This window comes from Arcticibacterium sp. SM2516 (genome assembly GCF_057914865.1).
Map to the genome: position 1 here is coordinate 5,161,655 of NZ_CP195290.1, position 25,817 is coordinate 5,187,471.

Sequence of the window (25,817 nt, forward strand, 5' to 3'; positions counted from 1 at the left end):
GTCGCTTGGGATTATCTTAGCATTTGATGAAACCCAACAATTATATGCGATTCCTTCTAATTACGTGTTTATTTATTTCTACCCAATTATTTGCTCAGTTACCAAAACTTAAAGTTTCTGAAAATCATCGTTTTCTTCAAACAGAGGACGGTAAGCCTTTTTTCTGGACGGGTGATACGGCCTGGGAGTTACTTCATAAGCTTAATTATGAGGAGGTAGATTATTACTTCAAAACAAGAGCTGAGCAAGGCTTCAATATTGTTCAAACCGTATTTCTAGCTGAATTAGATGGCATTGATACACCGAATGCATTGGGTCAAAAGCCTTTGAACGCTGTGAACCCTATTAAATTAAACATTTCATATATCAATCATGTAAGAACGGTTTTAGATAAAGCGGCAGAAAATGGTATGTATGTGGCTCTTTTGCCTACTTGGGGAGATAAGCTGTTTAAAGACAACTGGGGTAAAGGTCCGGAGATTTTCAATAAAGAAAACGCTTTTGAGTACGGAAAACTTTTAGGCCTTCATTTGAGAGATAAAACAAATATCGTTTGGGTATTAGGCGGCGATAGAACGCCAAGAGCAAACACAAAAGATGTAGAAGTTTGGAGAGCCATGGCAAATGGTATAAAAGAAGGGCTAGGGATTTTTGTAGATGGTATTTTTACATTTCACCCTCAACCGGCAGAACCGGGAGGCTCTTCAAATTGGTTTCATAATGATGATTGGTTGAGTTTTAATATGCATCAAACCGGACACTGTCCAAATGAACTTACGTATAAGAAAATAAGCCATGATTATAACTTAGAACCTATAAAGCCAACCATAGATGCTGAGCCGCTTTACGAAGACCATCCAAATTGTTTCAATGCTAAAAAGTTGGGATATAGTCTTCCACAGGATATTAGGAAAATGATGTATTGGAATGTTTTTGCTGGAGCATTCGGACAAACTTATGGTTGTCACGACGTTTGGCAAATGTATGACGAAAGTAAAGGATTAGGCGTTAATGGTCCACTCAGACCTTGGAAACAAGCTTTAGATTTGCCCATGGCTAATCAAATGAAACATCTGAAAAACTTGATGTTATCGAGACCCTTTTTTGATAGAATCCCAGACCAAAATTTAATAGAAGGAGAGCAGCCGGATGATGAAAACTTTGCGATAGGAACCAGAGATGAGTCGGGGACTTATGCCTTTATTTATTCCCCTACAGGAAAAACGGTAAATATCAATACCAAGAATTTAAGAGGACAAAACTTGAGAATCTGGTGGTACGATGTAAGAACCGGAGCTTCTTTTATGCTCGGGAATACCGTTAACTATGGTTCTTTCTCTGCGGTACCGCCATCTGCAGGAAAAGGGAATGATTGGGTGATGGTCATAGACGACGCATCCAAAGGATATAGCAAGCCTGGTCTTCCGGCTTATTAAACTTTCTTGAACCTGAAATCGCATTTGCTGGCACCTGTAGCTATGGTGCCAGTTCTTACCAGTTCCAAACCGGCAAGGCTAGAGGTTAGTTTGTCTACTTCGCAAAGTATGGAGGCGTATTGGTAGGCTTGATGGTTTTGGAATAATTTACAAATTCCACACTCTAAAATATCAATACCATATCCGAAGCCCAAGGTTTCGTTTTTGTCTGTAGTTATGTTCGCCACAAAACCATTTTTATCGGCAGCTACACTTACTTTCCTTTTCATTCTTTCAAGAATAAGCCTAGAAAGGGGGAGCTCAATAAGTTTAGGTTGAATGATTTTTATCCACTTATGAATCCTGTTTTTAGGTTTCACATAAGCTTTGGCTATCTGTAAGCATAATTCTCTGATTCGCTCAAAAGACTCTCCTCTCTTTTCTAAGACCTTTATGGTGGCCAAGAAGTAACCCGAAAAAAGCAGTCTTTTATCCATTGGATTTGTGGCTTTTAGAGCAAACTTGGTGTCGGTTGCTATGAGGCTATTGCTCTTTTCTATTTTCTCTATAATTTCTTTAAACTCATCAGGGTAAGCCTCTTCCAGTACTTTCTTGAAGTATCTTCTGTAGTTGTTGGTCAGGTAGATAATGGCGATTGTGGCTGCGATGGTATCTGCAACTGGAAAGAGCAGTAGAAACCAATAAGACCAAAACCCCGAATAATATAATAAGGCGGTAATCGTCCATTTTGAGGCCATAAAAAGCAATCCATATTGGACTGTTTTTTTTACCTTGGTTTTCATTCTATTCGTCATAAAAGGCTCTTAGGGTGGGTAAAGGTAGTATTAAGTTTTTAGAAATGCCTTTTAGTACTAAAATGGTATAAGCTTAATTAGTTATAGTGTTTTTAAAGTTCTTATTTTTGGTAATATTCAATACCCATATTCATGAAAAAAACACTCCTATTATTAATATTCATTTCTTCATTTGCCTTTGGGCAAACCGCCTCTATCCAGCACAGTGAACCACTTATGGTTGCAAAACCGGAGTCGGTAGGTTTATCTTCTGAGCGGTTGAACCGGATAGATGCCATGATCAATAGAGCCATTTCAGAAAATCTTATTCCAGGAGCGGTAGCCATCATTGCCAAGGACGGAAAAATAGTTTATCACAAGTCCTTTGGACAGTCGGACGTAAAAGAGAAAAAGAGTTTTGAAAACAACAGTATTTTCAGGATTGCCTCTCAGTCCAAAGCCATCACCACCACTGCCATGATGATGCTTTGGGAGCAAGGTTACTTTTTCTTAGACGATCCCGTTTCCAAGTTTATTCCAGCGTTTAAAAACCCAACACTTATCGACAGGTTCAGCATGGCAGATAGCTCTTATACGACCAAGCCTGCAGGGAAAGAAATTACTATAAGACAGCTCATAAATCATACTTCTGGTTTAGGATATGGCATAATAGATGGCGATGAGCAATTCAAAGCCATTTATAAAAAGGCAGGTGTCACAGATTTGTTTACCATAGATGCAGTGACTATTGAAGAAAGTGTTCAGAAATTAGCTAAACTACCCTTGCATCACGTGCCCGGAGAAAAGTATGTATACTCCGAAGGAATAGATGTTTTGGGTTATTTGATTGAAATTATTTCGGGTGAAAAGTTAGACCAATATTTCACAAACCATATTTTTAAACCTTTAAAAATGAACGATACCTACTTCTATTTGCCTACCAATAAGGCAAGCAGGCTAGTGGAGGTTCAAACTAAGAAGGCCGAAAAATGGGTGCCTTTTACCGATACCTTTTATGATGTAAATTATCCTAAGACGGGAGCCAAAACCTTCTTTTCTGGAGGTGCAGGTCTTTCTAGTACCGCTTTAGATTATGCCACATTTTTACAGATGTATCTTAACGGAGGTGAACTAAATGGTATGCGTTTACTTTCGAGGAAAACCGTAGAATTTATGCTTCAAAATCAGGTCGGAGACTTGTTTGGTAGCGATGCTGGTTTTGGTTTAGGTTTTTCAATTCTAAACGAAAAAGGAGCAACGGATGGTGGCAAAGGTAGCGAAGGCACTTTTCGTTGGGGAGGCTACTTTAACACACAGTATTTTGCCGACCCTAAAGAAAAGATCATCGGTATTATCATGAAGCAGACGCAGCGTGTAGGAGGAGATTATACGGGGGATATGTTCAGGCAAATGGTTTTTCAGGCCATAGATAATTAGGGGCTTACCCCAAGGGTCGGGCTATCCGCTATATCTTTTTTTTCAATACTTTTCCAGCCGCACCCAAAAAAGTATGCCACTGCTATCCCTAAGCCAAAACGCTGTATGATAGCTATAGCTAGACATTTACATTCATTAAGCAACCAATGTGTGGATAACGACATCCATGAGCAATGAAAGAAAAATCACGTCGACACGACATTGACAGAATAAGGGTTATCGTCTTCGATATCCTCATCTTTTATCACGTAGGAATGCTCTTTGTAGCGTGGGATTTCCATTTGAAAAATAATGTCATTGTAGACTGGATTAAATGGCCCATGATTTTTGTGAATCAATGGCGTTTGCCTATACTCTTTGTAGTTTCTGGAATTGGGACGAGCTATGCATTGGCACAAAGAAGTGTGGGTCAGTTTACCCTAGAAAGGTTTAAGCGGCTTTTTATTCCTTTGGTCATGGGGATATTGTTCATTGTCCCACCTCAGGTCTATCTGGAGCGTATTTATAATGGAACAGACTATAAAAATTTCTTCGATTTTTACCCTTCTGTTTTTAATACTGGGGCATATCCTGATGGGAATTTCAGTTGGCATCACTTATGGTTTTTGCCTTATTTATTTTTAATGTCTTTGGCGGCTTTGCCGCTGTTTCTTTGGATGAGAAAAGAGGGAAACAGAATGGTTTTGTTTCTGAAAAGTGTCATTGGTAAGAGAAACGGAGTGATATACTTGTTCGCTATTCCTTTAATATTGGTCGACCTGTTTTTAGAAGGAGATTACCCCATTACACACGCTTTGGTAGGAGATTGGTATGCTTTAACATGGTTTTTTACGCTATTCATATTCGGTTTTCTGCTGGTAAGATTGGATGAAGTTTTTTGGAAAACTTTGGAGAAACTTCGTTTTGTTTCCCTAATGATAGGCATGATGGCCTTACCATGCCTAGTTTGGCTTTGGAATAATCTCGACCCTAGTTTTTGGATACCTATTGCCCGTCAGATAAACTGTTGGGCTTGGATATTGACCATTTTTGGTTTTGCTTCTAGGTATCTTAATAAACCTAGCAAAACCTTGACTTATAGAAACAGGGCTGTGTATCCTTTTTATATTTTACACCAAACTATCCTTATGTTGATAGCCTTTTATTTGGTAGACCTCGATGTGCATTATGGTTTCAAAATGGTCGCCTTAGTGTTAGGCACGTTTGGGTTTACTTGGCTTATTTATGAATTTGTAATTAGAAGGCTAAAGTTTCTTCATCCTTTATTTGGACAAAAATAAGCTCAATAAGTTTTAGCGTATGGTAAAACCGGAGAAAATACTAACACTACACCCAGAAGGGAAGAACGGAGTGAATATTGATTTAGAAAAGTATAATACCCTCAAAGATTATATTGTGTCTGCCCTTATAGACCATGGCGATATAGGCTTCTCGGAACTATTTGAGAAAGCTATAAAGGACATACAGCCAAGTTTTGATGGGAAGGTAGGGTGGTATTTTGTCACCGTAAAACTGGATTTGGAGGCGAGAGGTATTGTAGAGAGAATTCCTAAAAAGAGTCCACAAGTAATACGCTTAAAAAAATAAAGGCATCTCCCATAAAGGAGATGCCCTATTCTTATTTACGAACAATACTTATTAGTAACCAGGGTTTTGAGGGAAAGAGGCATTACCACCATCCACAAGGTCAATTTGCTCTTGAGGAATTGGTCTGTAATTGTGCTTTTCTTGAATGTTTACAGAACCATTAGGGTTATAAGCTTTCACTCTCTCTACTAATTTGCCCCAACGCTTAAGGTCAGTCCATCTATGTCCTTCACCTAAAAGCTCTCTTGCTCTTTCGTCCATAATGAATGCCATGTTCGCTTGGTCTACCGTAATTTCCATAGCACTCTCATGACCAGCCACAGCAGCTCTTCTTCTTACAGGGTTGATGTAGTTTACGGCCTCCCCATTTTTACCTTGCTGAATCAAGCATTCGGCTACATTTAAGTAAATGTCTCCTAAACGCGTTACCATAAAGTCTCTACCTCCTTGTACTTCATTTGTACTCGCTCTTAATGGGTCTAAGAATTTAGACAAAACACCAAACTGTTTTTCTTGATACACGCTAGGGTTATATACTTGATAAGGGCGTTTGGCTCTTTCAGCTTTAGACATTTCGTAACCAGGCATAAAGATAGCAGTATCGCCAATGGCTACAGTAAATTCTGATTTAGAATCATCTAAAGAAGTTGTGAAAGTTCCTGCACGTGTAGCATAAAATACTTTCTTGAAGCTCTTGTCATAACGAGCGTCATCAGTTCTATTAGCGAAAGCGATGTTGTATGTATAGCTTGTTGGTCTTAAACGTTTCCAAGGACGACCTACTTCTACCACACGACTCAAGCCTGGCTGTGTGTCATATTCCATAAGGTAATATAAGTGCCATCTGTTTCCGTAACCACCAGCTGTTAACAAGTCATAACTAAACTGAATAGAAAATACCGATTCAGAGTGCTCGTCATTGCCCAGTTCAAATAACTCAGCATAGTCAGTTACTAACTTTCTTCCATAGTTATTGATGACATTTTTACCATACTGCTCTGCTTTAGCGTAGTCAGCAGCTCCACCACCAAAAGTACGTGTTGCACGAGCCATATGTACTTTTACCAGCATGGCTTCTACCGCCATTTGCGTATATCTTCCCCATTCGCTATTTGTAGCAGGAAGGTCAGGCAAAGCAGCAGCGTAATCTGCTAATATTTGCGTATAAACAGCCTCTTCAGAAGAACGAGTGATCTCAGTAATAGGACCAGAAGATTCCGTTAATCTTAAGTCTAAGCCACCATAGTGCTGAACCAATACAAAGTAAAAATGTGCTCTAAGAGCTTTCGCTTCTGCTATTCTAGTTTTCAAAGTAGCGGCATTGATTCCTTCAATGTTTGGCCCACGCTCAATCACCGCATTACAGGTGTTGATACCTTTGTAGTACTCACGCCAAAGCGTTCTTACCCAGTTATCTCTTCCGTCTAAATCGGACTCATACCTGTCCCATCTCTTGTAGCTACCATCTGCACCATGCGTGTAGGTGTCGGTACCCATTTGCATCATGGTCATGCCCATCTCTTGACCATAATATGCTCTTAAGTAAGAGTATGATGCTTTAACGGCATCTTCAAAGCCAACTGGCGAATTGATATAGTCATTACCAATGTTTGAAATTACATTTTCAGTAAGGATGTCTTCACATGATTGCCCTGTGAAAAGCGTAACTAAAAGCAACGCTACCACTCTTAAACTCTTCATCTTTCTGAATAGTGTTTGTTTTATATTTTTCATTGTTGCTTATTTTTAAAATTTAACATTTAAACCGAAGGTTGCTGACCAAGTAGCAGGAGTAACATCACCGCTAAGTGATGCGTCAAAATCAGTTTCTGGGTCAGAGCCTGAATACTTCGAAATAAATGATGAGAAGATAAATGGCTGCTGAATGCTGGTGTAAAGTCTTAAAGACTGCATACCTAGTTTTTTAGCCGCTGCCTCAGCAAAGTTATATCCTAAATTGATGTTTCTTACTTTCACAAAAGAACCGTCAAAGATGTTCAGAGATGAATTCCATTTTGGGAATTCTTGGTTCTGATTTGGTTTAGGGAACGTGTTTACCGGGTTTGTTGGTGTCCAGTAGTCTACATCAATATTATTGTATCTTCCGAATAGTGTATTATAACTAGTATGGAAATTACTTCTGATCGTTTGACCTAAACGAGCATATACAAAAGCAGAAAAGTCCCAGTTTTTGTACTTAATTCTGTTGGTGATTCCACCCGAGAATTTAGGAACACCAGAACCTTGAATAACTCTGTCGTCTGCGTTAATAGCACCATCGTTATTTTGGTCTACAATTCTCACTTCACCAGGAACGCCACCATAACTAGCAGCTAAGTCAGCTTCGCTTGTTTGCCAAATTCCTTGCTGCTCATAATCATAAATCACAGAAAGAGGTTGTCCAATAAACCATCCATTTCCGATATCATCAACTTTTCCTTGAGCCAATTCTACAATCTGCTCTTTATTGGTAAAGAATGTGAAATCTGTACTCCATCTGAAGCCATTATCTTTTGACACATTGACTGTACTAACCGTACCTTCAAAACCACTATTTCTTGTTCTACCAACGTTAGTAGTCACATTTGTAAAACCAGTAGAAGTTGGTAAATTTCTAGATAATAAAAGGTCTGAGGTGTTTGTATTATAGTATTCAAATGAACCATAGATACGGCCACTGAATAAGCTAAAGTCTAAACCAACGTTTGCAGTAGTAGAAGCTTCCCATTTCAAATCTGGGTTTCCAATAGTACCTGGGGCATATCCAAATGCAGCACTATTTCCGAAGTTATAAGCTGTTTGAGTTAGTAAACCCTGAGTTTGGTATGGAGCAATACCTTGGTTACCAATAGAACCGTAAGAAACTCTAAGTTTCATAAGGTCAATAGCTGGTACACTTTTAATAAAGCTTTCTTCCGACATGTTCCATGCCACAGCTACACCAGGGAAATAGCCCCATTTGGTATTTGTACCGAAACGAGAAGCACCATCTGCACGCATTGTAGCGGTTAATAAGTATTTGTCGTTTATTCCATAGTTAACTCTTCCCATGTATGAAAGGATAGTCCACTCTGAAAGACCAGACTCAACACCAAGGATAGTAGCAGCCGTTCCTACGCTGTTGTATTGCTGTGTTTCGGAAGGAATACCTTCTACAGCAACTGAATTAAATTCTGTGTGATCTCTCTGTAAGGATTGAACACCAGTTAAATTTAATTTATGATTGCCAAAAAGGTCTTTGTCATAAGATAGGATGTTTTCAACGGTATAATTAAATACATCTGCATTCAGAGTAGAAGCTCTTGGAGGTCCTAAGCGAACAGCATTGGTATAGGTTCCTGCAAAATTATCATATTTTTCGTTTCTGATATCAGGACCAAAATTGAATCTATATTTCAAGTTTTTCAAGATGTTCCATTCTGCATAAATACCCGCAAAAATTCTATTGCTTTTTCTTTGATTAACAATAGCTCCATCAACTAATTCTGAGAATGGATTTGAACGAAGACCATCTTCTGTAGGCAAAAAGTTTAAAGTTCCGTCATCATTGTAAGGCTTTCCTAGAGGGTTCTCACGAAAAGATCCACCCAATGGATTAAAGCTCTCTCCATTCCTGATAGAGTAGTTCATGAAACTTGACAAACCAATTCTTAAATTTTTGGTAATATTATGATCTAAGTTCACTCTAAGAACATTTCTATTATAATCTTGATTTGGGATAATTCCATTGTCTTTATAATAGTTTAAAGACATGTAGAATTGAGAACGATCATTACCACCGGCAAAACCTATTTGGTGATTCATTTTTGTTCCTGTTCGTAACATACCATCTAAGTAATCCGTAGAACGGCCCAAAGCGATACTTTCTAGTTCTACAGCAGTGAATATTAGATCGTCACTAGGAATAGAGCCATCAGCTTGTCTATAAGCTTCTCTTTTAGTGGCTGCAAATTGGTCACCGTCCATCAGGTCAATGATGTCATGTGCTTTAGATACGCCATAATAAGCGTCATAGTAAACAACTGGTTTTCCTTTTGTTCCTCTTTTAGAAGTAATAAGAACAACGCCATTTGCACCACGTGCACCATAAATAGCAGTAGCTGATGCATCTTTTAGAACCTCCATAGACTCTATGTCATTAGGATTAATGTCACCTGTTCCGGTTGCTAAAGGAATACCGTCTAATACATAAAGCGGGTCGTTAGAAGCATTGAAAGAACGACGGCCACGAATTACTACTCGAGGTTGTGTTCCTGGCTTACTACCACCCTGCATTACATCCACACCAGCTATTCTTCCTTGAAGAGCCTGCTGCGTGTTTTCAATAGGTAAGTCCGTGATGTCTTTTGCCTTTACCGTACTAATAGCACCCGTAAGCTGACTTTTTCTCACTGTACCGTAACCCACCACTACTACTTCTTCTAAAGCAGCGGCATCGGTGATAAGCGTAACGTTAAGGACAGATTGGTTACCTACAGCCAGCTCTTGACTAATATAACCAACGAAGGAAAATGTTAAAGTAGCATTGGCAGGAGCCTTGATGGTGTATTTTCCGTTTACGTCTGTCGTAGTACCTATGGTGGTGCCTTTAACCACAACACTAACGCCCGGCAGTTCTGGAGCGTCGTCTCCTCCAACTGTACCTGTTATACTCACTTGTGCAACCGATTGCAATCCTGCCAGTAAAAATAAAAGTAAAATGCTTAGTCTGGCAGATGTTGGCTGAAACTTCCTAATGTCAAAGGAGCTCACAGCTTTACTGAGTCTAGTTCTTTTCATAAATAATAGAGTTAAGATTAATAAAATGGAATGGTTTAAAATGTGATGTTTTCAAGTCAAATTGGTGCTTTATCAACATCGTTGGTCGGTAAGGTAGCAGGAGGAGTAGAAAATTGCAAAATTTTCTATAAATAATTTCATAAGAGTAGTCAAAAAATGCCTTTTTAAAATCTAATAAATTACTTATGTCTGCTTATTTAACCATTTGAAAATAATAATATATGTTATTTTCTAATACTATTTTGATTTTCGTCTACAAATTATGCCATTTGATTTACATCGTTTAATTGCTTTATATATAGATGAATAATCTGTTTTTGCATGTGAAAAATCAAGGTTTTGAAAGCATAGGGCACAAAAAAAAACACCCCCGCAAAAGCGGAGGTGTCTTAGGAAATTAAAAAATGATAATAGTCCTGTTAGTATCCTGGGTTTTGTTTAAAAACTCCCGCATCAGACCTGTCAATCTGAGTCTGAGGAATTGGACGTAAAAGGTGTATTGCAGAAACGAAATCTTTGGCTTGTGGGTTATATAATTTAACTCTTTCCACTAAGTTACCCCAACGTTTCAAATCCATCCATCTGATTTGCTCACCTGCTAATTCTCTTGCTCTTTCTTCCATAAGCATAGTCATGTTCATTTGAGCTGGTGTAATTACCATGGCGTCTTTCTTTCCTGGCCATCCTGCTCTTCTTCTAACCACATTAATGGCATCAGTAGCATCCTGAATATTTCCAGCTCCTAATTGAGCTTCAGCTAACATTAAATAAGCATCCGCTAATCTAAATACAAAGAAGTCTCTGCTTCCAGACTCATAGGTCATATCTGGTCTTTTAGTATCAAAGAATTTTGTCAAAGTAGGGAATAAGGCCTCAGAGTACTTACTAGGGTTCAATACTTGATATGGTCTTTTCGCTCTTTCTGCTTTTGACATTTCATAGCCTGGGATAAATATAGTAGTATCACCAGAAGCGAATTTTAAAGTTGTTTTAGAATCATCAAAAGCAGAATTGTACGTACCTGGTTTGTTAGATTTCCATGTATCTCTAAAAGTCTTTTTGTATCTAGAGTCATTTACTCTTTCTCCAAAAACTGTTTCTAAGGCATATGTAGTAGGTCTTAACCTTTTGAACGGACGACCGTAAAAAATATCACGCTGCATTCCAGACTGAACATCATACTGCATACCAAAGAACAAATGAAGGTTGTTTCCACCATTAACTGCATTCACGGTATTGGTAAGGTTGGTAAGCGGATCTGAGGTGTATTGCACCGCAAAAATAATCTCTGAGTTCTTCTGATTATTTTCATCAAAAACACTTGCAAAATCATCTTGTAAAGAGAATCCGTAATTTTTAACTACACTTTGACTTAATGTTGCAGCCTTACTGAAATCATCACTTGCTTTCGAAGACGAATAAGCTTTCGCTAAATAAACTTTAGCTAAGGCCATTTCTGCAGCAGGTTTTGTAGCTCTTCCGTATTGGCTTTGCGTAGCTGGTAAATCAGCAATAGCAGCATTCAAGTCGGCAATGATGGCGGTGTACATTTCAGCATCTGTAGCTCTAGATGTTGCTTTAGTAGGAGCCAAAGTTTCAGACAATCTTAAATCAACACCACCATATTGTTGAAACAAAATAAAGTAGTAATGAGCTCTAAGGAATTTAGCTTCTGCTACTCTTGTTTTTTTAGTTTCAGCAGCTACCGTTGATGCCGGGGCTCTGTCTATGATAGCATTACAGGTATTGATACCTCTGTATAACTCATCCCAAACGTTTGCCAAATAATTTACAGAAGGGTTTAACTGTGGGTCATAAAAGTGGAAACCTTTATAACCACCATCAGCTCCTGTAGCATAAATATCGGTTCCATATTCAGTCATTGTAAGTCCTTGCTGCGTACCATAATAGTATCTTAACGAGGAGTATGCCGCATTAACTGCATCTTCAAATCCCTTTGGGGTGTTGATGTAGTCATTGCCTATTCCAGAGACCACTACTTCGTCGAGTACATCTTCGCAAGACAAAGCAGGTAAAAGTAAAGCCGCTAATGCTAATAATTTTACAGGCTTTATTATATTATTCAATTTCATTTTCTTCAATTTTTTTAAAGTTTGTAACAATTAGAACTTGGCGTTTATACCGAAAGTAAACACCCTAGTGGCTGGTGTTACACTATTGTTCACAGCAGTAATAGGGTTGGTTTCAGAAGAAGAAATAGTAGCTTCTGGATCAACACCATTATACTTAGATCTGAACTTAGCCCATATGGCTGGCTGCTGAATGGAGGAGAATAATCTTAAAGACTCCATACCTATTTTATTAGCAACGGACTGGTTTAAAGTATAACCAAAGTTGATGTTTCTCAACTTGATGAAAGAACCGTCGAAGTAAATCAAAGTAGAATTGTATACTGGGAATTCCTGCGTGCTTTTTGGCTGAGGGAATTCATTGGTAGGGTTAAGAGGCGTCCAATAGTCTACTTTTATTTGCTGATATCTTCCAGCCAATGCGTTTTGACTCTGGTGGAATCCACTCACTATAGTATTTCCAAATCTTCCAAATAAGAAGAATGACAAGTCAAAATTTCTATAAGAAAATCTATTGGTAAGACCCGCAGAGAAATCAGGAACATCAGAACCAATCAGAACGCGGTCGTCTGCGTTAATTACACCATCATTATTGGTATCCTGAACACGAATTTGACCTACAGCAGAACCATAAGATTTAGCCTCTTCTTCTTGACCTAGCTGCCATATACCAGCCTTTTTATAATCAAAGAATGAGTTAAGTGGCTGACCAATAAACCATCTGTTACCAAGATCGTCAATCTTACCATTATAAAGCTCTATGATGGCTTCGTTGTTCTTGGTAAATTGAACGTCCGTAGTCCATTTGAATCCATTATTAGAGTTTACGTTAACGGTAGTGAAACCTAATTCTATACCTCTGTTTCTTGTTTCTCCTACGTTTTTAGTAACCTGACTAAAGCCAATAGAACCTGGAAGCTGATCTGCTAAAAGTAATGCCGTGGTATTGGTTTGATATAGTTCTAAAGATCCTTGTAATCTACCTCTCCACATGCTGAAGTCAATTCCTACGTTAGCAGTTGCTGAGCTTTCCCATCTAAGATCTGGGTTTCCAATAGTGCTTGGTCTGTATCCAAAAGCAGCAGTGTTATCCCATGCATATGCAGTTCTGCTTAATAAACCTTGAGTTTGATAAGGAGAAACCGCTTGGTTTCCAACTTTACCCCATCCTGCTCTTAGTTTCAATAGGTCTAACCAAGTAATTTCTTTTCCAAAATTCTCGTTACCGATATTCCACCCTACGGCTACACCAGGGAAATTACCATATTTAGTATTTTCTCCAAATCTACTAGATCCGTCACGACGCAAGGTCAATGTAAGAAGATACTTGTCATTATAATCGTAGTTTATACGGCCCATATAAGAGTTAATGGTCCACTCTACTAAATTACTAGAAACACCAGTTACAGAGCTTGCATTGCCAAAGTTGAAATACTCCTGAGATTCGGCAGGAATGCCTTGAACGTTCGTTCCGAAGGACTCAAAGCGGTCTTTCTGAATAGAATGAAGAGCAGTGGCAGATAGGTTATGCTTATCGAACGACTTGGTGTAAGACAAGATGTTTTCTAAAGTATAATTAAAAGAAAAAGTATTGGTGCTGCTTGCTTGTGGGTCTCCACCTTTTCTTGCATTGGTTTGTGAACCAATAAAACGACCACTTCTAGAGATGTCAATATCTGGGCCAAAGTTCATTCTGTACTTTAGACCTTCCATGATTTTCACTTCGGCAAACATACTATTGAAAATACGATAAGCCTTGGTATTGTCAATTTGTGCACCTGGTACTATCTCAGCAAGTGGGTTAGTTAAAAGGGCATCATTGGTAGGAGAAAAAAGGATATTTCCAGCTTCATCATACGCAGAACCTAAAGGGTTTTGGTTTAGCGTAAAGCTATAAGGATTTAAGTTTTCACCATTTCTGTCTGATAGCATCATATAAGATGATAAACCAATCTTAACAGATTTGTTGATATTATGATCCACGTTAGCTCTTAAAGAAGATCTGGTATAGTCTAGACCTTCAGAAATTCCTTTGTCTTTAAAGAAAGAGCCAGAAACGTAAAATTGAGTTTTGTCTGTACCTCCCTGAACACCTATAGAATGACTTTGGATAAAGCCGCTCTTTAAAATCATGTCTTGGTAGTTCGTGTTTCTACCAGCGGCTATTCCAGCTGCTACGTTTGGATCTCCTCCTAATACAGCAATTTTCTTATCTGCTTCTACAGAAGATTGACCAGTAGGTACTACATTACCATTAGCGTCTGTATAGATTTTTGTAGATCTATAAGCTTCTCTTACGTATTCTGCGAATTCTTCACCGGAAAATAGTTCAATCTTATCTAAGGCTTCTGATTGACCGAAATAGGTGTCATAAGAAACCGTAGTTTTACCTTTTACGGCTCCTCTTTTGGTGGTAATAAGTACAACGCCGTTTGCTCCTCTAGCTCCATAAATGGCTGTAGCGGTAGCATCTTTTAGTATTTCTAAAGATTGAACGTCATTAGGGTTAAAGTCTTCATATCCTCCAGCTAAAGGAATTCCGTCAACCACATAAAGCGGGTCGTTATTAGCTCTGAAAGATCTTCTTCCTCTAATAAGGATTTTTGGTGTAGAACCAGGTTTACTTCCTGATTGAGATACGTCCACACCGGCTACTCTTCCTTGTAAAGCTTGACCTACGTTAGTCAGAGGCATTTCACTAATCTGTTTAGACGAAATTTGTGAGATAGCTCCCGTAGTTTGGCTCTTTTTCTGAGTACCGTAACCTACTACTACTATTTCGTCTAAGGAAGCAGCGTCAGTGGTTAATGTAACATTGATAATACTTTGACTGCCAACAACAATTTCTTGTGCCTCATAGCCAACAAATGAAAATGTTAGGGTTGCTTTTGCACCAGCGTTAATAGAAAATTTCCCGTCCACATCAGTAGTGGTTCCAATGGTGGAGCCCTTTACTACGACACTTACACCCGGTAATGACATGTTATCGTCTCCGTTGACAGTTCCGGTTACTTGTGCAACCGATTGCAGGCTTATCCCAAATAAAAGAAGTAGGAAACTGCATTTAGCCCAAAAAGGCTGCAGGAACCGCGACTTGAAGGATATTCCAGATTTTCTTTGTCTGTTTTTTTTCATAAAAATAGAGTTGTTTTAACTAGAAAGGTTTTGAAAGTTAAAGAATGTTAAATAAAATCAGTAGTCTGATTTAAGGGCGTAAACGTAAATTAATATTATGATTGTACAATTTTTTCTAGCAATCCTTACAGCTGTACGTATATGGAAAAGAGTGGCATTTCTGAAAAGACAAAAGTGCTGAGTTGAAGGTGCAAAATATCTGTTTTAGAATCCTAAAATTCTCATATGGAAGACATGATATAAATGTGTTCTGAAATAGAGGAATTGTAAAAACTTATTTTACGGTAAAAAAAATGAGCCAACCCTATTAAAGTTGGCTCAAATTAAGAAGAATTAGTACTATCCTTATTAGTCGAAATATCTACCAATATGGTCTGCTATTTCGTTTCTAAGTTCTAGAATATCTATCTCACCCATCTGGGAATAGACCTTTTTACCCTCCGGAGAAATAAGTACAGTATAGGGTAGGGCACCTTGCCAGTCTGGGTCAATGGTCTCAATCATATCATACTTATTTATGCCTGCTTCAAGTATATAGTTGGTATTACTGGCATTCTTTTTATCGAGAAATTTCAATGTTTTGTCATAGTTATCAGCTTCATCGTTTGATACGGTAACAAACTCAAAGTCACGGTCTCTATACATTTTGTAAGATTCTGTTAAACCCGTAAACTCTGCCACACAAGGGCCACACCATGTAGCCCAAACGTTAACTAATCTATAGTTACCCGTACCCTTATTTGCCATCACTTCCTTCAGTTTAGCAAGGTCGGCTTTTTCAAGAGTTACCTCTTCTGCAGCCCAATCTTCCATTTCTTTTTCTTTGTTTTTAGCTTTTTCCATCCATTTTATAGAGCAGCCAAAAGTTTTTGTACTGGCCGGATTTGGGGTGTTGCCAGCAAGTAATGCATCGGTAGCCATTCTTAAATCATGAACTTTCTCTTTGCCAATATGCTCATCATCATCTATTCTTCCAACATATTGCAGTTTGCGGTCTTTGTCAAAAAGGAAAACATGAGGGGTCGCCACGGGACCATACTTGGCCGTAATTTCTTGCGTACCTCCATCATATAAATATGGGAAATTGAAATTCTGGTCTTTGGCTCTATACTGCATGTCTTCAAAACTATCGTTCACGTCGGTATAGCCAAGCTCATTAAATAATACGGCCTTGTCGGCATTGGGGCTTATAGCTACTAACTGAACACCTTTGGCTTTATAATCATCCACATATTTTTTTACGCGACTTTCGTAAGCTTGAGCCGTTGGACAATGATTACAGGTAAAAAGTACGGCTAGTAGTTCTGCGTCTTTAAAGTCTTTCAGCGAATACTCTTTTTCGTCTACGCCCATTAACTTAAAATCTGGTGCGGCCGCCCCAATCTCTAAAGTCTTAACGGTTTTACTGTCGATAATAGCCACTTCTGCTACTTCATCTTTATGCTCTTCAGGAGTTGAGGTGCATGCCGAAAAAGCTAATGCACCCATTAAGTAGAGTGTTTTGTTCATAATAAACGTTTAGTTAAATTATTTCAGGTTGAAAATATTTCATAAAAATACATGAATAAAAGGAGGAAGATTGTTTAATAGCGTTGCTTATGCTCTACCTAATAAATGTATTTGTCTACATTTGCGGCGTTGTACTTGAATTATGCCTCAAAAAAATTTGGTGTGTCTGAAACTAAGAAAGCTTCTAGTGACCTGTATGCCTGGTCTATTTTAATTTTCCTAGCTGTTATTTGGGGACTTTCCTTTCTTTTTATTAAAAAAATTGTTGTGGTTCTCACACCCATTGAGCTTGGAGCTGGTAGGGTTTTTCTGGCAGCTGTATTTTTAATTCCTTGGGTTTTAAGGGGTTTGAAAACAATACCCAAAGAAAAGTTTAAGTGGTTATTTGGCATTGGACTTTTAGGAAATCTCTTTCCTGCTTTCATTTTTTCTTGGGTAGGTTCTAAGCTTAATAGCTCTTTAGCTGGTACACTTAATTCCACCACGCCCATTTTTGTTTTACTTATAGGAGCCTTATTCTTTGCTTCGAAAATCAAGAAATTTCAAATAGTCGGTATCACCATTGCTTTTCTTGGGAGTATCATTTTGGTTTTGACCGGAAATGATGGTGAGCTAAATTTTGCTAACCCTTATGCTCTTTTGGCCATGAGTGCTACGGTAATGTATGGTTTCAATGTTAATATAGTGAGTCGGTTTCTTAATGAGCTCAAACCAGTGCATTTAACGGCTGTAGCTTTCTTTTTTGTCGGCATTGTTGCCATGATAATTTTATCCTTTACAGACTTTTACGTTAAAATCTTGGCTCCAGAGAATAGGGTTACCCTATATTATCTGCTATGTTTAGCGGGGGTTAATACCTCTCTAGCTTTGGTTTTGTTTAATTATATGGTTCAAATTTCTTCTCCTGTTTTTGCATCTTCGGTCACTTATCTTGTTCCAATTGTGGCTACTGTTGCCGGTTTGTTTGATGGTGAGTTAATTTCAGTGTGGCACTATACAGGTATGTCTATTATCTTAATAGGTGTTTATTTAATCAATAAGAAAGACAAAGTAGCAGCATTAGAATAGCTTTTAGCCGAAAAGCCAATTTGTTAATTTAAAATTTAATTTCAATTCAATTATATTTGCACAAACTCCCTAATTAATGTCAATCAAGTACAAAAGAATTCTACTAAAATTAAGCGGCGAAGCCTTAAACGGAGGTGATAAAAGCCAGATAATCAATCCAGAAATACTGTCTCAGTTTGCCAAAGAGGTCAAAGAAGTGGTAGAAGCGGGTTGCGAAGTGGCCATTGTCATTGGCGGCGGTAATATATATAGAGGTGCCTCTGCCGATTCTGGCATAGATAGATCTCAAGGAGATTATATGGGGATGCTTGCCACTGTAATTAACGGAATGGCGGTTCAGTCGATCCTTGAAAACCATGGCCTGCAAACCAGATTACTTTCTGCTATTAAAATGGAGCAAATAGCAGAGCCTTTTATTAGAAGAAGGGCTATTAGACACCTAGAGAAGGGAAGAGTGGTGATTTTTGGAGCAGGTACAGGTAATCCTTACTTTTCTACAGATTCTGGTGGAGCTTTAAGAGCTAACGAGATTGAAGCAGAGGTTCTATTAAAAGGAACCAACGTGGACGGCGTTTATGATAAAGACCCCCGTAAACATGATGATGCTGTAAAGTATACCGAAATTACTTTTGATGATGCCATCAATAAGGGCTTGAAAGTTATGGATAGAACGGCGTTCACATTGTGTCAAGAAAATGATTTACCCATTATCGTTTTTAATATGAACGGGGCAGGAAATCTGCTTAGAGTGGTTCAAGGCGAGAAAATTGGTACTTTGGTAAAAGATTAGCGTTTAATAAATTATAAATTTAGGTCGTTATTGAATTAATGATTCTAGAACAAATCAATTTTATAAGAATTTGAAATAAATTATAAGATGGAAGAAATAGACATGATTTTAGAGATGGCGGAAGATAGCATGCAGAAGGCATTGCGTTATACCTCATCTGAATTGAAAAAAATTAGAGCAGGAAAAGCAAATCCAAATATGCTCGATGGTATTAGTGTAGATTATTATGGTGTGCCTACACCTATCAGTCAGGCCTCCTCTATTACCACTCCAGATGCTAGAACGATATCTATAAGACCATTCGAAAAAAGTTTATTGTCGCTTATTGAAAGAGCTATTATCAACGCCAATCTAGGTTTGGCTCCTACCAATGATGGGGAATTCGTTAGACTTAACTTGCCACCGATGACCGAAGAAAGAAGATTTGACTTGGTAAAAAAGGTGAAAGTTGAAATGGAAACCGCCAGAGTAAACGTGAGGAAAGTAAGACAGGATTCTAATGACGAGATTAAAAAACTTAAGAACGATGGTGTTTCTGAGGATGCCATTAAGATAGGTGAAGAGAGGGTCCAGAAATTAACAGATAAATACATGGGAAAAGTGGACGACATGTTGGCCAACAAAGAAAAAGACATCATGAGTGTTTAATGTCTTTAAGAACCATTAATTTTATTAATTAGCCCTTTTTAAGGGCTTTTTTTATTAAAAGTGGCTTTCAGATCTATTAGGTATAGCTTTACGTACAATGATAAAGCATTATTTAGTGTTTGGTTTTTATGTAAATAGCTTAAGAAGTTTCTCTGAGATATGAAGAAAATATTATTAATGGTTACGGTGCTTGTTTCTAATGCACTTTCAGCTCAGAATTATTTTGAGGAAGGTATCAGTTGTTTCGAGGCCAAATCAAGAATGTCTGATGGCAACCTTAAAAAATCGAAGGTGGCTTTCCCAGGTGAGGGAAACATCGATGTAAAATATTATTTCCTTGATCTTAAGATTGACCCAAGTACTAAGAAAAACATAAGTGGGGCGGTTAGAATAGACTTTCTTCCCTTGGTGGCTTCTTTGAAAGAGGTGTCCCTAGATTTAAGTAATGCTTATACCGTTGATTCAATTGTAGCAAAGAAGCAGAAGCTTACTTATAGTCATGCGGCTTCTACCCTTAAAGTTGAATTAAAAACGGCAGCCTCTAATTCTGAGGTAAGTTCTTTAATGGTTTATTATCACGGTACACCGCCAGTAAGTGAAAATAATTTTAGTCTTCAGTTTAGCACTCATGGTGGAGGGCAGCCCGTGATATGGACGTTAAGTGAACCTTACGATGCACCGTTGTGGTGGCCATGTGTAGATAATCCGGCCGACAAGGCAGACTCTTGCGATGTTTGGATTACGCTTCCAAATTTCTACACCGCTGTTTCTCAAGGCATATTGGAAGAACTTAAAATTAATGCTGACGGTACAAATACGGCCAAATGGAAACACAGATATCCTATTTCCCAATACTTAATTTCAATAGCCGCATCCAATTATGTTTTATTGGAAAGCACCTATGTGAACGCTGAAGATAAGGAGATGCCCGTTTTAAATTATGTTTATCCAGAAATAGCAAATGATACACGGCTTAAACCCTTATTAGACGAAACCGTAGAAATGCTAGCGGTGTTTTCGGAAAGTTTTGGGGAGTATCCTTTTGTGAAAGAAAAGTATGGTCATGCCATGTTTGGTTTTGGAGGAGGTATGGAGCATCAGACCATTAGCTCCATGGGAGGGTTTTCTGCAAGTTTGATAGGGCATGAGCTGGCTCACCAATGGTTTGGAGATAATGTGACTTGTAAAACATGGCGAGATATTTGGATCAATGAAGGTTTTGCGGAATGGGCGTCTATTTACTTTTTTGAGAAGTCTAGTACTAGAACATCCGCTACGTATAAGAGACTGATAGAGGACGCTATGGAAGGAGCCAAATTTGCGGTAGGAAGCGTGGCCATAGAGAATACATCTTCCGTGAACGCAATTTTTAATTTTTCCAAGACTTATCAGAAAGGCTCCATGGTGGTTCACATGCTCAGAGGTGTTTTAGGAGATGAGGTGTTTTTTGCCACTTTAAAAGAGTTTCAGAACACAGAATTTGCTTATGGCAATGCATCTATAGAAGATTTTAAATCTGTTGCCGAAAGTGTTTCCGGATTGGATTTGACCTACTTTTTTGACCAATGGCTTTTTGGAGATGGATATCCCAAATATAATTTTGGATGGCAACAAAGTATTGATAAGTCTTTAAAAATTAGTGTTATGCACTCTGGGTCTAACACCGTGAAAACTTTTAAAATGCCCATGGAAATCAAGATCTCTTATGCCAATGGCAATAGCTTAATAAAGAAGGTTTTCGTTGATGCCAATGAGCTTGTTTTCGAGTTTGATGATCTAACAGAAGCCGTATTGTCGGTCGAGTTAGATCCTAATAACCATATTCTAAAGGATGTTTCTGAAGTCGATTTTTCAAATGTATTAAGTACAAATGAATTGTATGATTTAAAGATTTATCCCAATCCTACTTTTGACAAATTGAATCTTAATGGTGTTCTAAATCAGGACTTCCAGTATGAATTACTGAATAGTTTAGGGCAAAATTTATCAGAAGGAGCGTGGGATGGGAATGGCCTAAACGTAAAATACCTTCCGGCTGGAAGGTATTTTATTAAATTTAAAGACGCTACGAATAAAGTCTTTGTAAAATCTTTTATCAAAAACTAAACAGGTTCGGCCACTAAAGTATCCACTTTAACAGGATTAACTGGTTGTGGTTGAGGAGTTGAACTTTGCCCTGGGAAACTTTCAGGCGTTTCATAGTCCTGATATGCAGGTCTTTCAGGAGTAGGTCTGAAAACTACTTTGGTTATAAAATATTTGGTGTCTCCGTTCCATGGAAATCGCACAAATTTCTCTTGATAAATAAGGGTCACTCTTTCGCCACTGGCTAGAGCTGTTCTTAAATCTAAAATAACAGAATCTGCCACAGTAGAGAAATCCCAGTAACGAGGCTGTAATGTACCCGTTTCGCCAGAGAAGCCTCCTTCGTTTAAAACGCCTTCGTAAGTTTTGAAAATATAGCCTCTTTCACTAAGTTTTGAAAGTGTTCCGGCCCTTTCACCTGAGCTAAAATATCCTGTACTAATATACCAAAATGCTCCAATAAGAAGTAAGAGTGTTATGAGCAGAAATATTCTAAATTTCATAAAATGCGGTTTTTTATAGTTTGTAACACAAATCAAAGGATTTTTTTCAAGATTATCCCTATTTGTAAGGTCAAGATACTTATTTCGATCTAATAGCAATCACTGGGTTCATGGCGGCAGCCTGAGAAGCGGGTATAATTCCAGATAAAATTCCAATGAAACTGGCTATGAAAATACCGACAATCATATTTCCAGAAGTCAGAATAAGATCAAGGGAGCCCAAGTCTATAAAGCTGATGAGATACACCAAGAGTAGTCCAATGCTACCTCCTAAAACACAAAGAAACACGGATTCAAATAGAAATTGGAAAAGAATGAAGTAGTTTTTGGCCCCTAAAGACTTTTGTATGCCTATGATATTGGTTCGTTCCTTTACAGAAACAAACATAATGTTGGCTATGCCAAACCCACCTATTAGTAAGGCAAAGGCACCAATAATATAACCACCTATTCTTAGCGAGCTAAAAACTGCGGAGAGGGCATTTGCCGCAGCATCTGGTCTGTTAAGTGCAAAATTATCTTCTTGCGTAGGTCTCAAACCTCTTACCGTTCGCATTAATCCGGTGATTTCTCCTTCTAAGGCCACCATGTTTTCGTCATCAGGATAGGCCTGAAGCTGTATCATGCCATAAAGGTTTCCCGAAGAAAACATTCTTTTGTGCTTTAGAAAGGGAATATATATTTTATAGTCAGGGTTTCCTCCAACATCCACCAGTTGTTTCCCTTTCTTTTCTTGGGTACCTATTACGGTGAATTTTTGCCCTTTGATTTTTATACTTTCGCCTATTCCATTTCCTTTTGGAAAAAAAGTATCATAAACCTCTCCACCTAAAATGGCTACACTTTGACCCGCATTTACCTCCTGCTCCGTAAAATATCTGCCTTCTATGATGGGTACATCCGTAATGAGGTTAAAATCTGCTGTGATACCGTGGCATAAAGCGTCAAAACTACTGTTTTGGTATTTTGCATTTGCTACAGAATAGTCCATTATAGTAATGGCATTGGCATTCTTTACGCTTTCTTTTAAATATTGATATTCCGAGTATTTGGGTCTGGGGCGGGTAAAGTATTTCCACCATGGATAGTCTGCTCCACCTTCAAACATCCAAGGAAATTTATCTACGTAAATAGTTTTTTCTCCAATACTGCTCAATGAGTTTCTAATGTTAGCTTCTAAGGAATCTACCATGGTTAATACGCCAATGATCGAGAAAATCCCTACCGTAACCCCAAGTAAGGAGAGAAGCGTTCTAAGTAAATTGGCTTTCAGAGCTTGCCACGCAAACCTAAAACTTTCAAATACCAGTCGTAGAAATTTCATTCATTTTGCCATTTATGGAAATGTAAAGGAATATAAATACTGTGCTATAAACAATGTTTTTGGGAGGGAGGCCGTGCGTAGGCAAACGAACGGATGAAAAAGCGGATTTATGGATGGTGTGCCCATCCATTCATACCGAAAGTAATACCCATGGTGAATGAAGGAGCAAAGCCCCTTCCGGCTAATCGGTTGTATTGTGTATGGTGTGAGAACTTATATCCTGGCAGAAGGTCTTGGTCATAGTTGTAATAATACCTCACGCCAGCTCCAACAAAAAAGTCGAAAGCAGGGACACCTTTTTGAATAAAAGTTTTGCCATATTTCAAATGAAATGCAGCAACATTAATGTTAACAATATATTGGTCTGTTTGAGGGTTTTCACTGGGAAATTCTTCGGATTTGGTGGCCGTTTGGGGGTAAAGGACATTTTTGTAAAAAAGCTCTCCTCCAAAATAAGTCCCCCAAGGATTATCCATATCTATAATTTTGTAATATCTTTTATATTCTAGCCTATAAAGGTTGGCTTTAGTATATCTATTTTCTGTAAATATTTTAGGAGCACCAAATCCGTATGAAAATTGAAGGCTGTTTTCTGTATTTAGAAAATACTCCGCCTGAAACTGAATTGTTGGGTCAATGTTGACCATGGCAAATGGTCGGAATTTTATTGCATATTTAGGTAAGAATATGGTAGTATCTTGGGAGAAAGCGAAATTAGATGAAAGTAAAATGTTTAAAAGTAATATTTTAGTGAGGTATTTCATGTGAATATAAAATTTATCTATTGTGTGTTGTTGGTGGGTATACATCCCGCTATATAAAAATATTAATAATGACTAAAAATCTTACTATCCTTCTCTTAGGATTATTTCTGTTTTCTTGTAAAACCACTCAAAAGGCAGCTGACATTAAAACCGGGGAAGGTTTATTTGAACTCTTTGTGGAGGATGAGAATAGAAGTACATTCTATTCAGATAAAAAAGGCGTTTTCGGTAAAAACGGCATGGTGGCTTCTGCTGATGTTATGGCCTCAGAAGTAGGCAAAGAAATCTTAAGAAAGGGTGGAAATGCCGCAGACGCTTCGGTGGCCACATTTTTTGCTTTAGCAGTTACGTATCCTTTCGCAGGAAATTTGGGTGGCGGAGGCTTTGCGGTAATCCGTGAGGCAAATGGAACTAACCACGCTTTGGATTTTAGAGAAAAAGCACCTCTTAAGGCTCATAGAGATATGTATTTGGATGCCAATGGCGACGTTATTAAAGGAAAAAGTACCTCAGGCCATTTAGCTTCTGGTGTACCTGGTGCAGTAGCTGGAATGGTAGAGCTTCATCAAAAGCTAGGAAAAATGTCTTGGGAGAAGCTATTACAACCTGCTATTGATCTTGCAGAGCAAGGAGTGATACTAACCGAAGGTAGAGCTACAGGAATGAATCGTACTAAAGAGCGTTTTCAAGAAATTAATGGTGACGATACGCCCTATTTTATTCATCCCTCCAAGGAAAGTTGGGAAGAAGGGGATTTGTTTGTTCAAAAGGATTTGGCGGAAAGCCTTAAAAGAATTCAAAAGGGAGGAGCCAAGGGCTTTTATGAGGGTATTACAGCAAATTTACTTGTAAAAGAAATGGAAAAAGGCGGTGGAATTATCAGTCATGAGGACTTAGAATCTTATGATGCCATTTGGAGAGAGGCCATAAAAAAATCATATAAAAATTATGATATCGTTTCTATGCCGCCTTCATCTAGTGGAGGAGTGGCTTTGGTGCAGTTAATGAGATTGGTAGAGCCTTTTCCTTTAAAAGATTGGGGTTGGAATTCAAGTAAAACGGTTCAGGTCATGATAGAAGCAGAAAGAAGAGTATACGCCGATAGAGCCAAATGGATGGGCGATACGGATTTTGTGAAAGTACCCATGACGGAGTTAATGTCTTATCCTTATTTGGAAGAAAGGTGGGCGTCTTTTGATGAGAGAAAAGCAAGTAAGAGCGACGATATCTCAGGTGGAGCAGTACCCTATTATGAGTCTGACGAAACCACACACTTTTCTATCGTAGATGGCGACGGCATGGCGGTTTCTCTGACCACAACGTTAAATGGCGGATACGGAAGTAAAGTGGTGGTGGATGGAGCTGGCTTTTTAATGAATAACGAAATGGACGACTTTAGCGTAAAAGCTGGCGTTCCAAACATGTTTGGTTTGGTTGGAAATAAGGCCAATGAAATTCAGCCCGGTAAGAGAATGCTTTCTTCTATGACACCAACCATTGTGGAGAAAGATGGAAAGTTGCTTATGGTGGTGGGTACACCTGGAGGAAGTACTATTATCACATCGGTTTACCAAACCATCTTAAATGTAGTGGAGCATGGTATGGGCATGCAGCAGGCGGTGAATGCTTTGAAATTTCACCATCAGTGGTTACCAGATAAAACCTTTTTTGAAAAAGATGCTATAGATTTAAAGGATTTACAAGAGCTCTTGAATAAAGATTTCATCATAGAAGTACAAAGAGGTTCTTTGGGCAGAATGGACTGTATTATGCTACATCCTAATGGTATGCTAGAAGGAGCATCAGACCCAAGATCAGAAAATACAAGCGTAGGTTTTTAATTAAAATTGTTTCGCAAGAAACTGGCTGAGTTCGTGAAAATTGATACG

At 38.3% G+C, this 25,817-nt stretch carries 18 protein-coding genes; 9 read left to right on the top strand and 9 right to left on the bottom strand.

The window, feature by feature from the left end; translation table 11 throughout:
* The first annotated feature begins 44 nt into the window (after window positions 1-44).
* Window positions 45-1,436: a glycoside hydrolase family 140 protein gene (locus ACSBFT_RS21195; protein WP_489602338.1), complete on the top strand. Its 1,392-nt coding sequence runs from the start codon at window positions 45-47 to the stop codon at window positions 1,434-1,436.
* On the opposite strand, the gene ACSBFT_RS21200 is transcribed toward ACSBFT_RS21195, so the two are convergent.
* Window positions 1,433-2,218 (bottom strand): L-2-amino-thiazoline-4-carboxylic acid hydrolase, encoded by a 786-nt coding sequence (locus ACSBFT_RS21200; RefSeq protein WP_489602339.1) that lies wholly within the window; start codon window positions 2,216-2,218, stop codon window positions 1,433-1,435. The genes ACSBFT_RS21195 and ACSBFT_RS21200 overlap by 4 nt on opposite strands.
* 144 nt (window positions 2,219-2,362) lie before the next feature.
* Between ACSBFT_RS21200 and ACSBFT_RS21205 the strand changes: the two genes are divergently transcribed.
* The 3 genes from ACSBFT_RS21205 to ACSBFT_RS21215 all read left to right on the top strand — a co-directional run bounded on the left by ACSBFT_RS21205 (window position 2,363) and on the right by ACSBFT_RS21215 (window position 5,233).
* On the top strand, window positions 2,363-3,646 hold the full coding sequence (locus ACSBFT_RS21205; protein ID WP_489602340.1) for a serine hydrolase domain-containing protein: 1,284 nt from the start codon (window positions 2,363-2,365) through the stop codon (window positions 3,644-3,646).
* A gap of 173 nt (window positions 3,647-3,819) precedes the next feature.
* Entirely contained in the window at window positions 3,820-4,926 is a 1,107-nt protein-coding gene (locus ACSBFT_RS21210) for an acyltransferase family protein (protein WP_489602341.1), read from the top strand.
* A gap of 19 nt (window positions 4,927-4,945) precedes the next feature.
* Complete coding sequence (locus ACSBFT_RS21215) at window positions 4,946-5,233, top strand: DUF6958 family protein (protein ID WP_489602342.1); 288 nt, start codon at window positions 4,946-4,948, stop codon at window positions 5,231-5,233.
* Between the two features lie 51 nt (window positions 5,234-5,284).
* On the opposite strand, the gene ACSBFT_RS21220 is transcribed toward ACSBFT_RS21215, so the two are convergent.
* From ACSBFT_RS21220 to ACSBFT_RS21240, 5 genes are all read right to left on the bottom strand, one after another.
* Window positions 5,285-6,967 (bottom strand): RagB/SusD family nutrient uptake outer membrane protein, encoded by a 1,683-nt coding sequence (locus tag ACSBFT_RS21220; protein WP_489602343.1) that lies wholly within the window; start codon window positions 6,965-6,967, stop codon window positions 5,285-5,287.
* A gap of 12 nt (window positions 6,968-6,979) precedes the next feature.
* Window positions 6,980-10,012, bottom strand: a complete 3,033-nt coding sequence (locus ACSBFT_RS21225) for a SusC/RagA family TonB-linked outer membrane protein (protein WP_489602344.1) — start codon at window positions 10,010-10,012, stop codon at window positions 6,980-6,982.
* 419 nt (window positions 10,013-10,431) lie between these two features.
* Window positions 10,432-12,105 carry a RagB/SusD family nutrient uptake outer membrane protein gene (locus ACSBFT_RS21230; RefSeq protein ID WP_489602345.1) on the bottom strand — a complete coding sequence of 558 codons (1,674 nt, stop codon included), beginning with the start codon at window positions 12,103-12,105 and terminating at the stop codon, window positions 10,432-10,434.
* 30 nt (window positions 12,106-12,135) lie between these two features.
* The gene (locus ACSBFT_RS21235) at window positions 12,136-15,237 is read right to left on the bottom strand and encodes a SusC/RagA family TonB-linked outer membrane protein (RefSeq protein ID WP_489602346.1); all 3,102 of its coding nucleotides are present in this window, start codon (window positions 15,235-15,237) and stop codon (window positions 12,136-12,138) included.
* Between the two features lie 348 nt (window positions 15,238-15,585).
* Window positions 15,586-16,746: a redoxin domain-containing protein gene (locus ACSBFT_RS21240; RefSeq protein ID WP_489602347.1), complete on the bottom strand. Its 1,161-nt coding sequence runs from the start codon at window positions 16,744-16,746 to the stop codon at window positions 15,586-15,588.
* Window positions 16,747-16,908: 162 nt separating this feature from the next.
* Between ACSBFT_RS21240 and ACSBFT_RS21245 the strand changes: the two genes are divergently transcribed.
* From ACSBFT_RS21245 to ACSBFT_RS21260, 4 genes are all read left to right on the top strand, one after another.
* Window positions 16,909-17,814, top strand: a complete 906-nt coding sequence (locus ACSBFT_RS21245; RefSeq protein ID WP_463048304.1) for a DMT family transporter — start codon at window positions 16,909-16,911, stop codon at window positions 17,812-17,814.
* Between the two features lie 76 nt (window positions 17,815-17,890).
* The gene (gene pyrH, locus ACSBFT_RS21250; protein ID WP_489602348.1) at window positions 17,891-18,604 is read left to right on the top strand and encodes a UMP kinase; all 714 of its coding nucleotides are present in this window, start codon (window positions 17,891-17,893) and stop codon (window positions 18,602-18,604) included.
* Between the two features lie 87 nt (window positions 18,605-18,691).
* Window positions 18,692-19,252: a ribosome recycling factor gene (gene frr / locus ACSBFT_RS21255; RefSeq protein ID WP_463048302.1), complete on the top strand. Its 561-nt coding sequence runs from the start codon at window positions 18,692-18,694 to the stop codon at window positions 19,250-19,252.
* A gap of 159 nt (window positions 19,253-19,411) precedes the next feature.
* Window positions 19,412-21,358, top strand: a complete 1,947-nt coding sequence (locus ACSBFT_RS21260; protein ID WP_489602349.1) for a M1 family metallopeptidase — start codon at window positions 19,412-19,414, stop codon at window positions 21,356-21,358.
* Here ACSBFT_RS21260 and ACSBFT_RS21265 read toward each other — a convergent pair.
* The 3 genes from ACSBFT_RS21265 to ACSBFT_RS21275 all read right to left on the bottom strand — a co-directional run bounded on the left by ACSBFT_RS21265 (window position 21,355) and on the right by ACSBFT_RS21275 (window position 23,928).
* Entirely contained in the window at window positions 21,355-21,840 is a 486-nt protein-coding gene (locus tag ACSBFT_RS21265) for a hypothetical protein (RefSeq protein ID WP_463048300.1), read from the bottom strand. The genes ACSBFT_RS21260 and ACSBFT_RS21265 overlap by 4 nt on opposite strands.
* A gap of 79 nt (window positions 21,841-21,919) precedes the next feature.
* Window positions 21,920-23,164 (bottom strand): ABC transporter permease, encoded by a 1,245-nt coding sequence (locus ACSBFT_RS21270; protein WP_489602350.1) that lies wholly within the window; start codon window positions 23,162-23,164, stop codon window positions 21,920-21,922.
* Between the two features lie 107 nt (window positions 23,165-23,271).
* The gene (locus ACSBFT_RS21275; RefSeq protein ID WP_489602351.1) at window positions 23,272-23,928 is read right to left on the bottom strand and encodes a hypothetical protein; all 657 of its coding nucleotides are present in this window, start codon (window positions 23,926-23,928) and stop codon (window positions 23,272-23,274) included.
* Between the two features lie 68 nt (window positions 23,929-23,996).
* Between ACSBFT_RS21275 and ggt the strand changes: the two genes are divergently transcribed.
* A complete protein-coding gene (gene ggt, locus ACSBFT_RS21280) occupies window positions 23,997-25,769 on the top strand; it encodes a gamma-glutamyltransferase (RefSeq protein ID WP_489602352.1) in 1,773 nt (590 codons plus the stop codon).
* Window positions 25,770-25,817 lie beyond the last annotated feature (48 nt).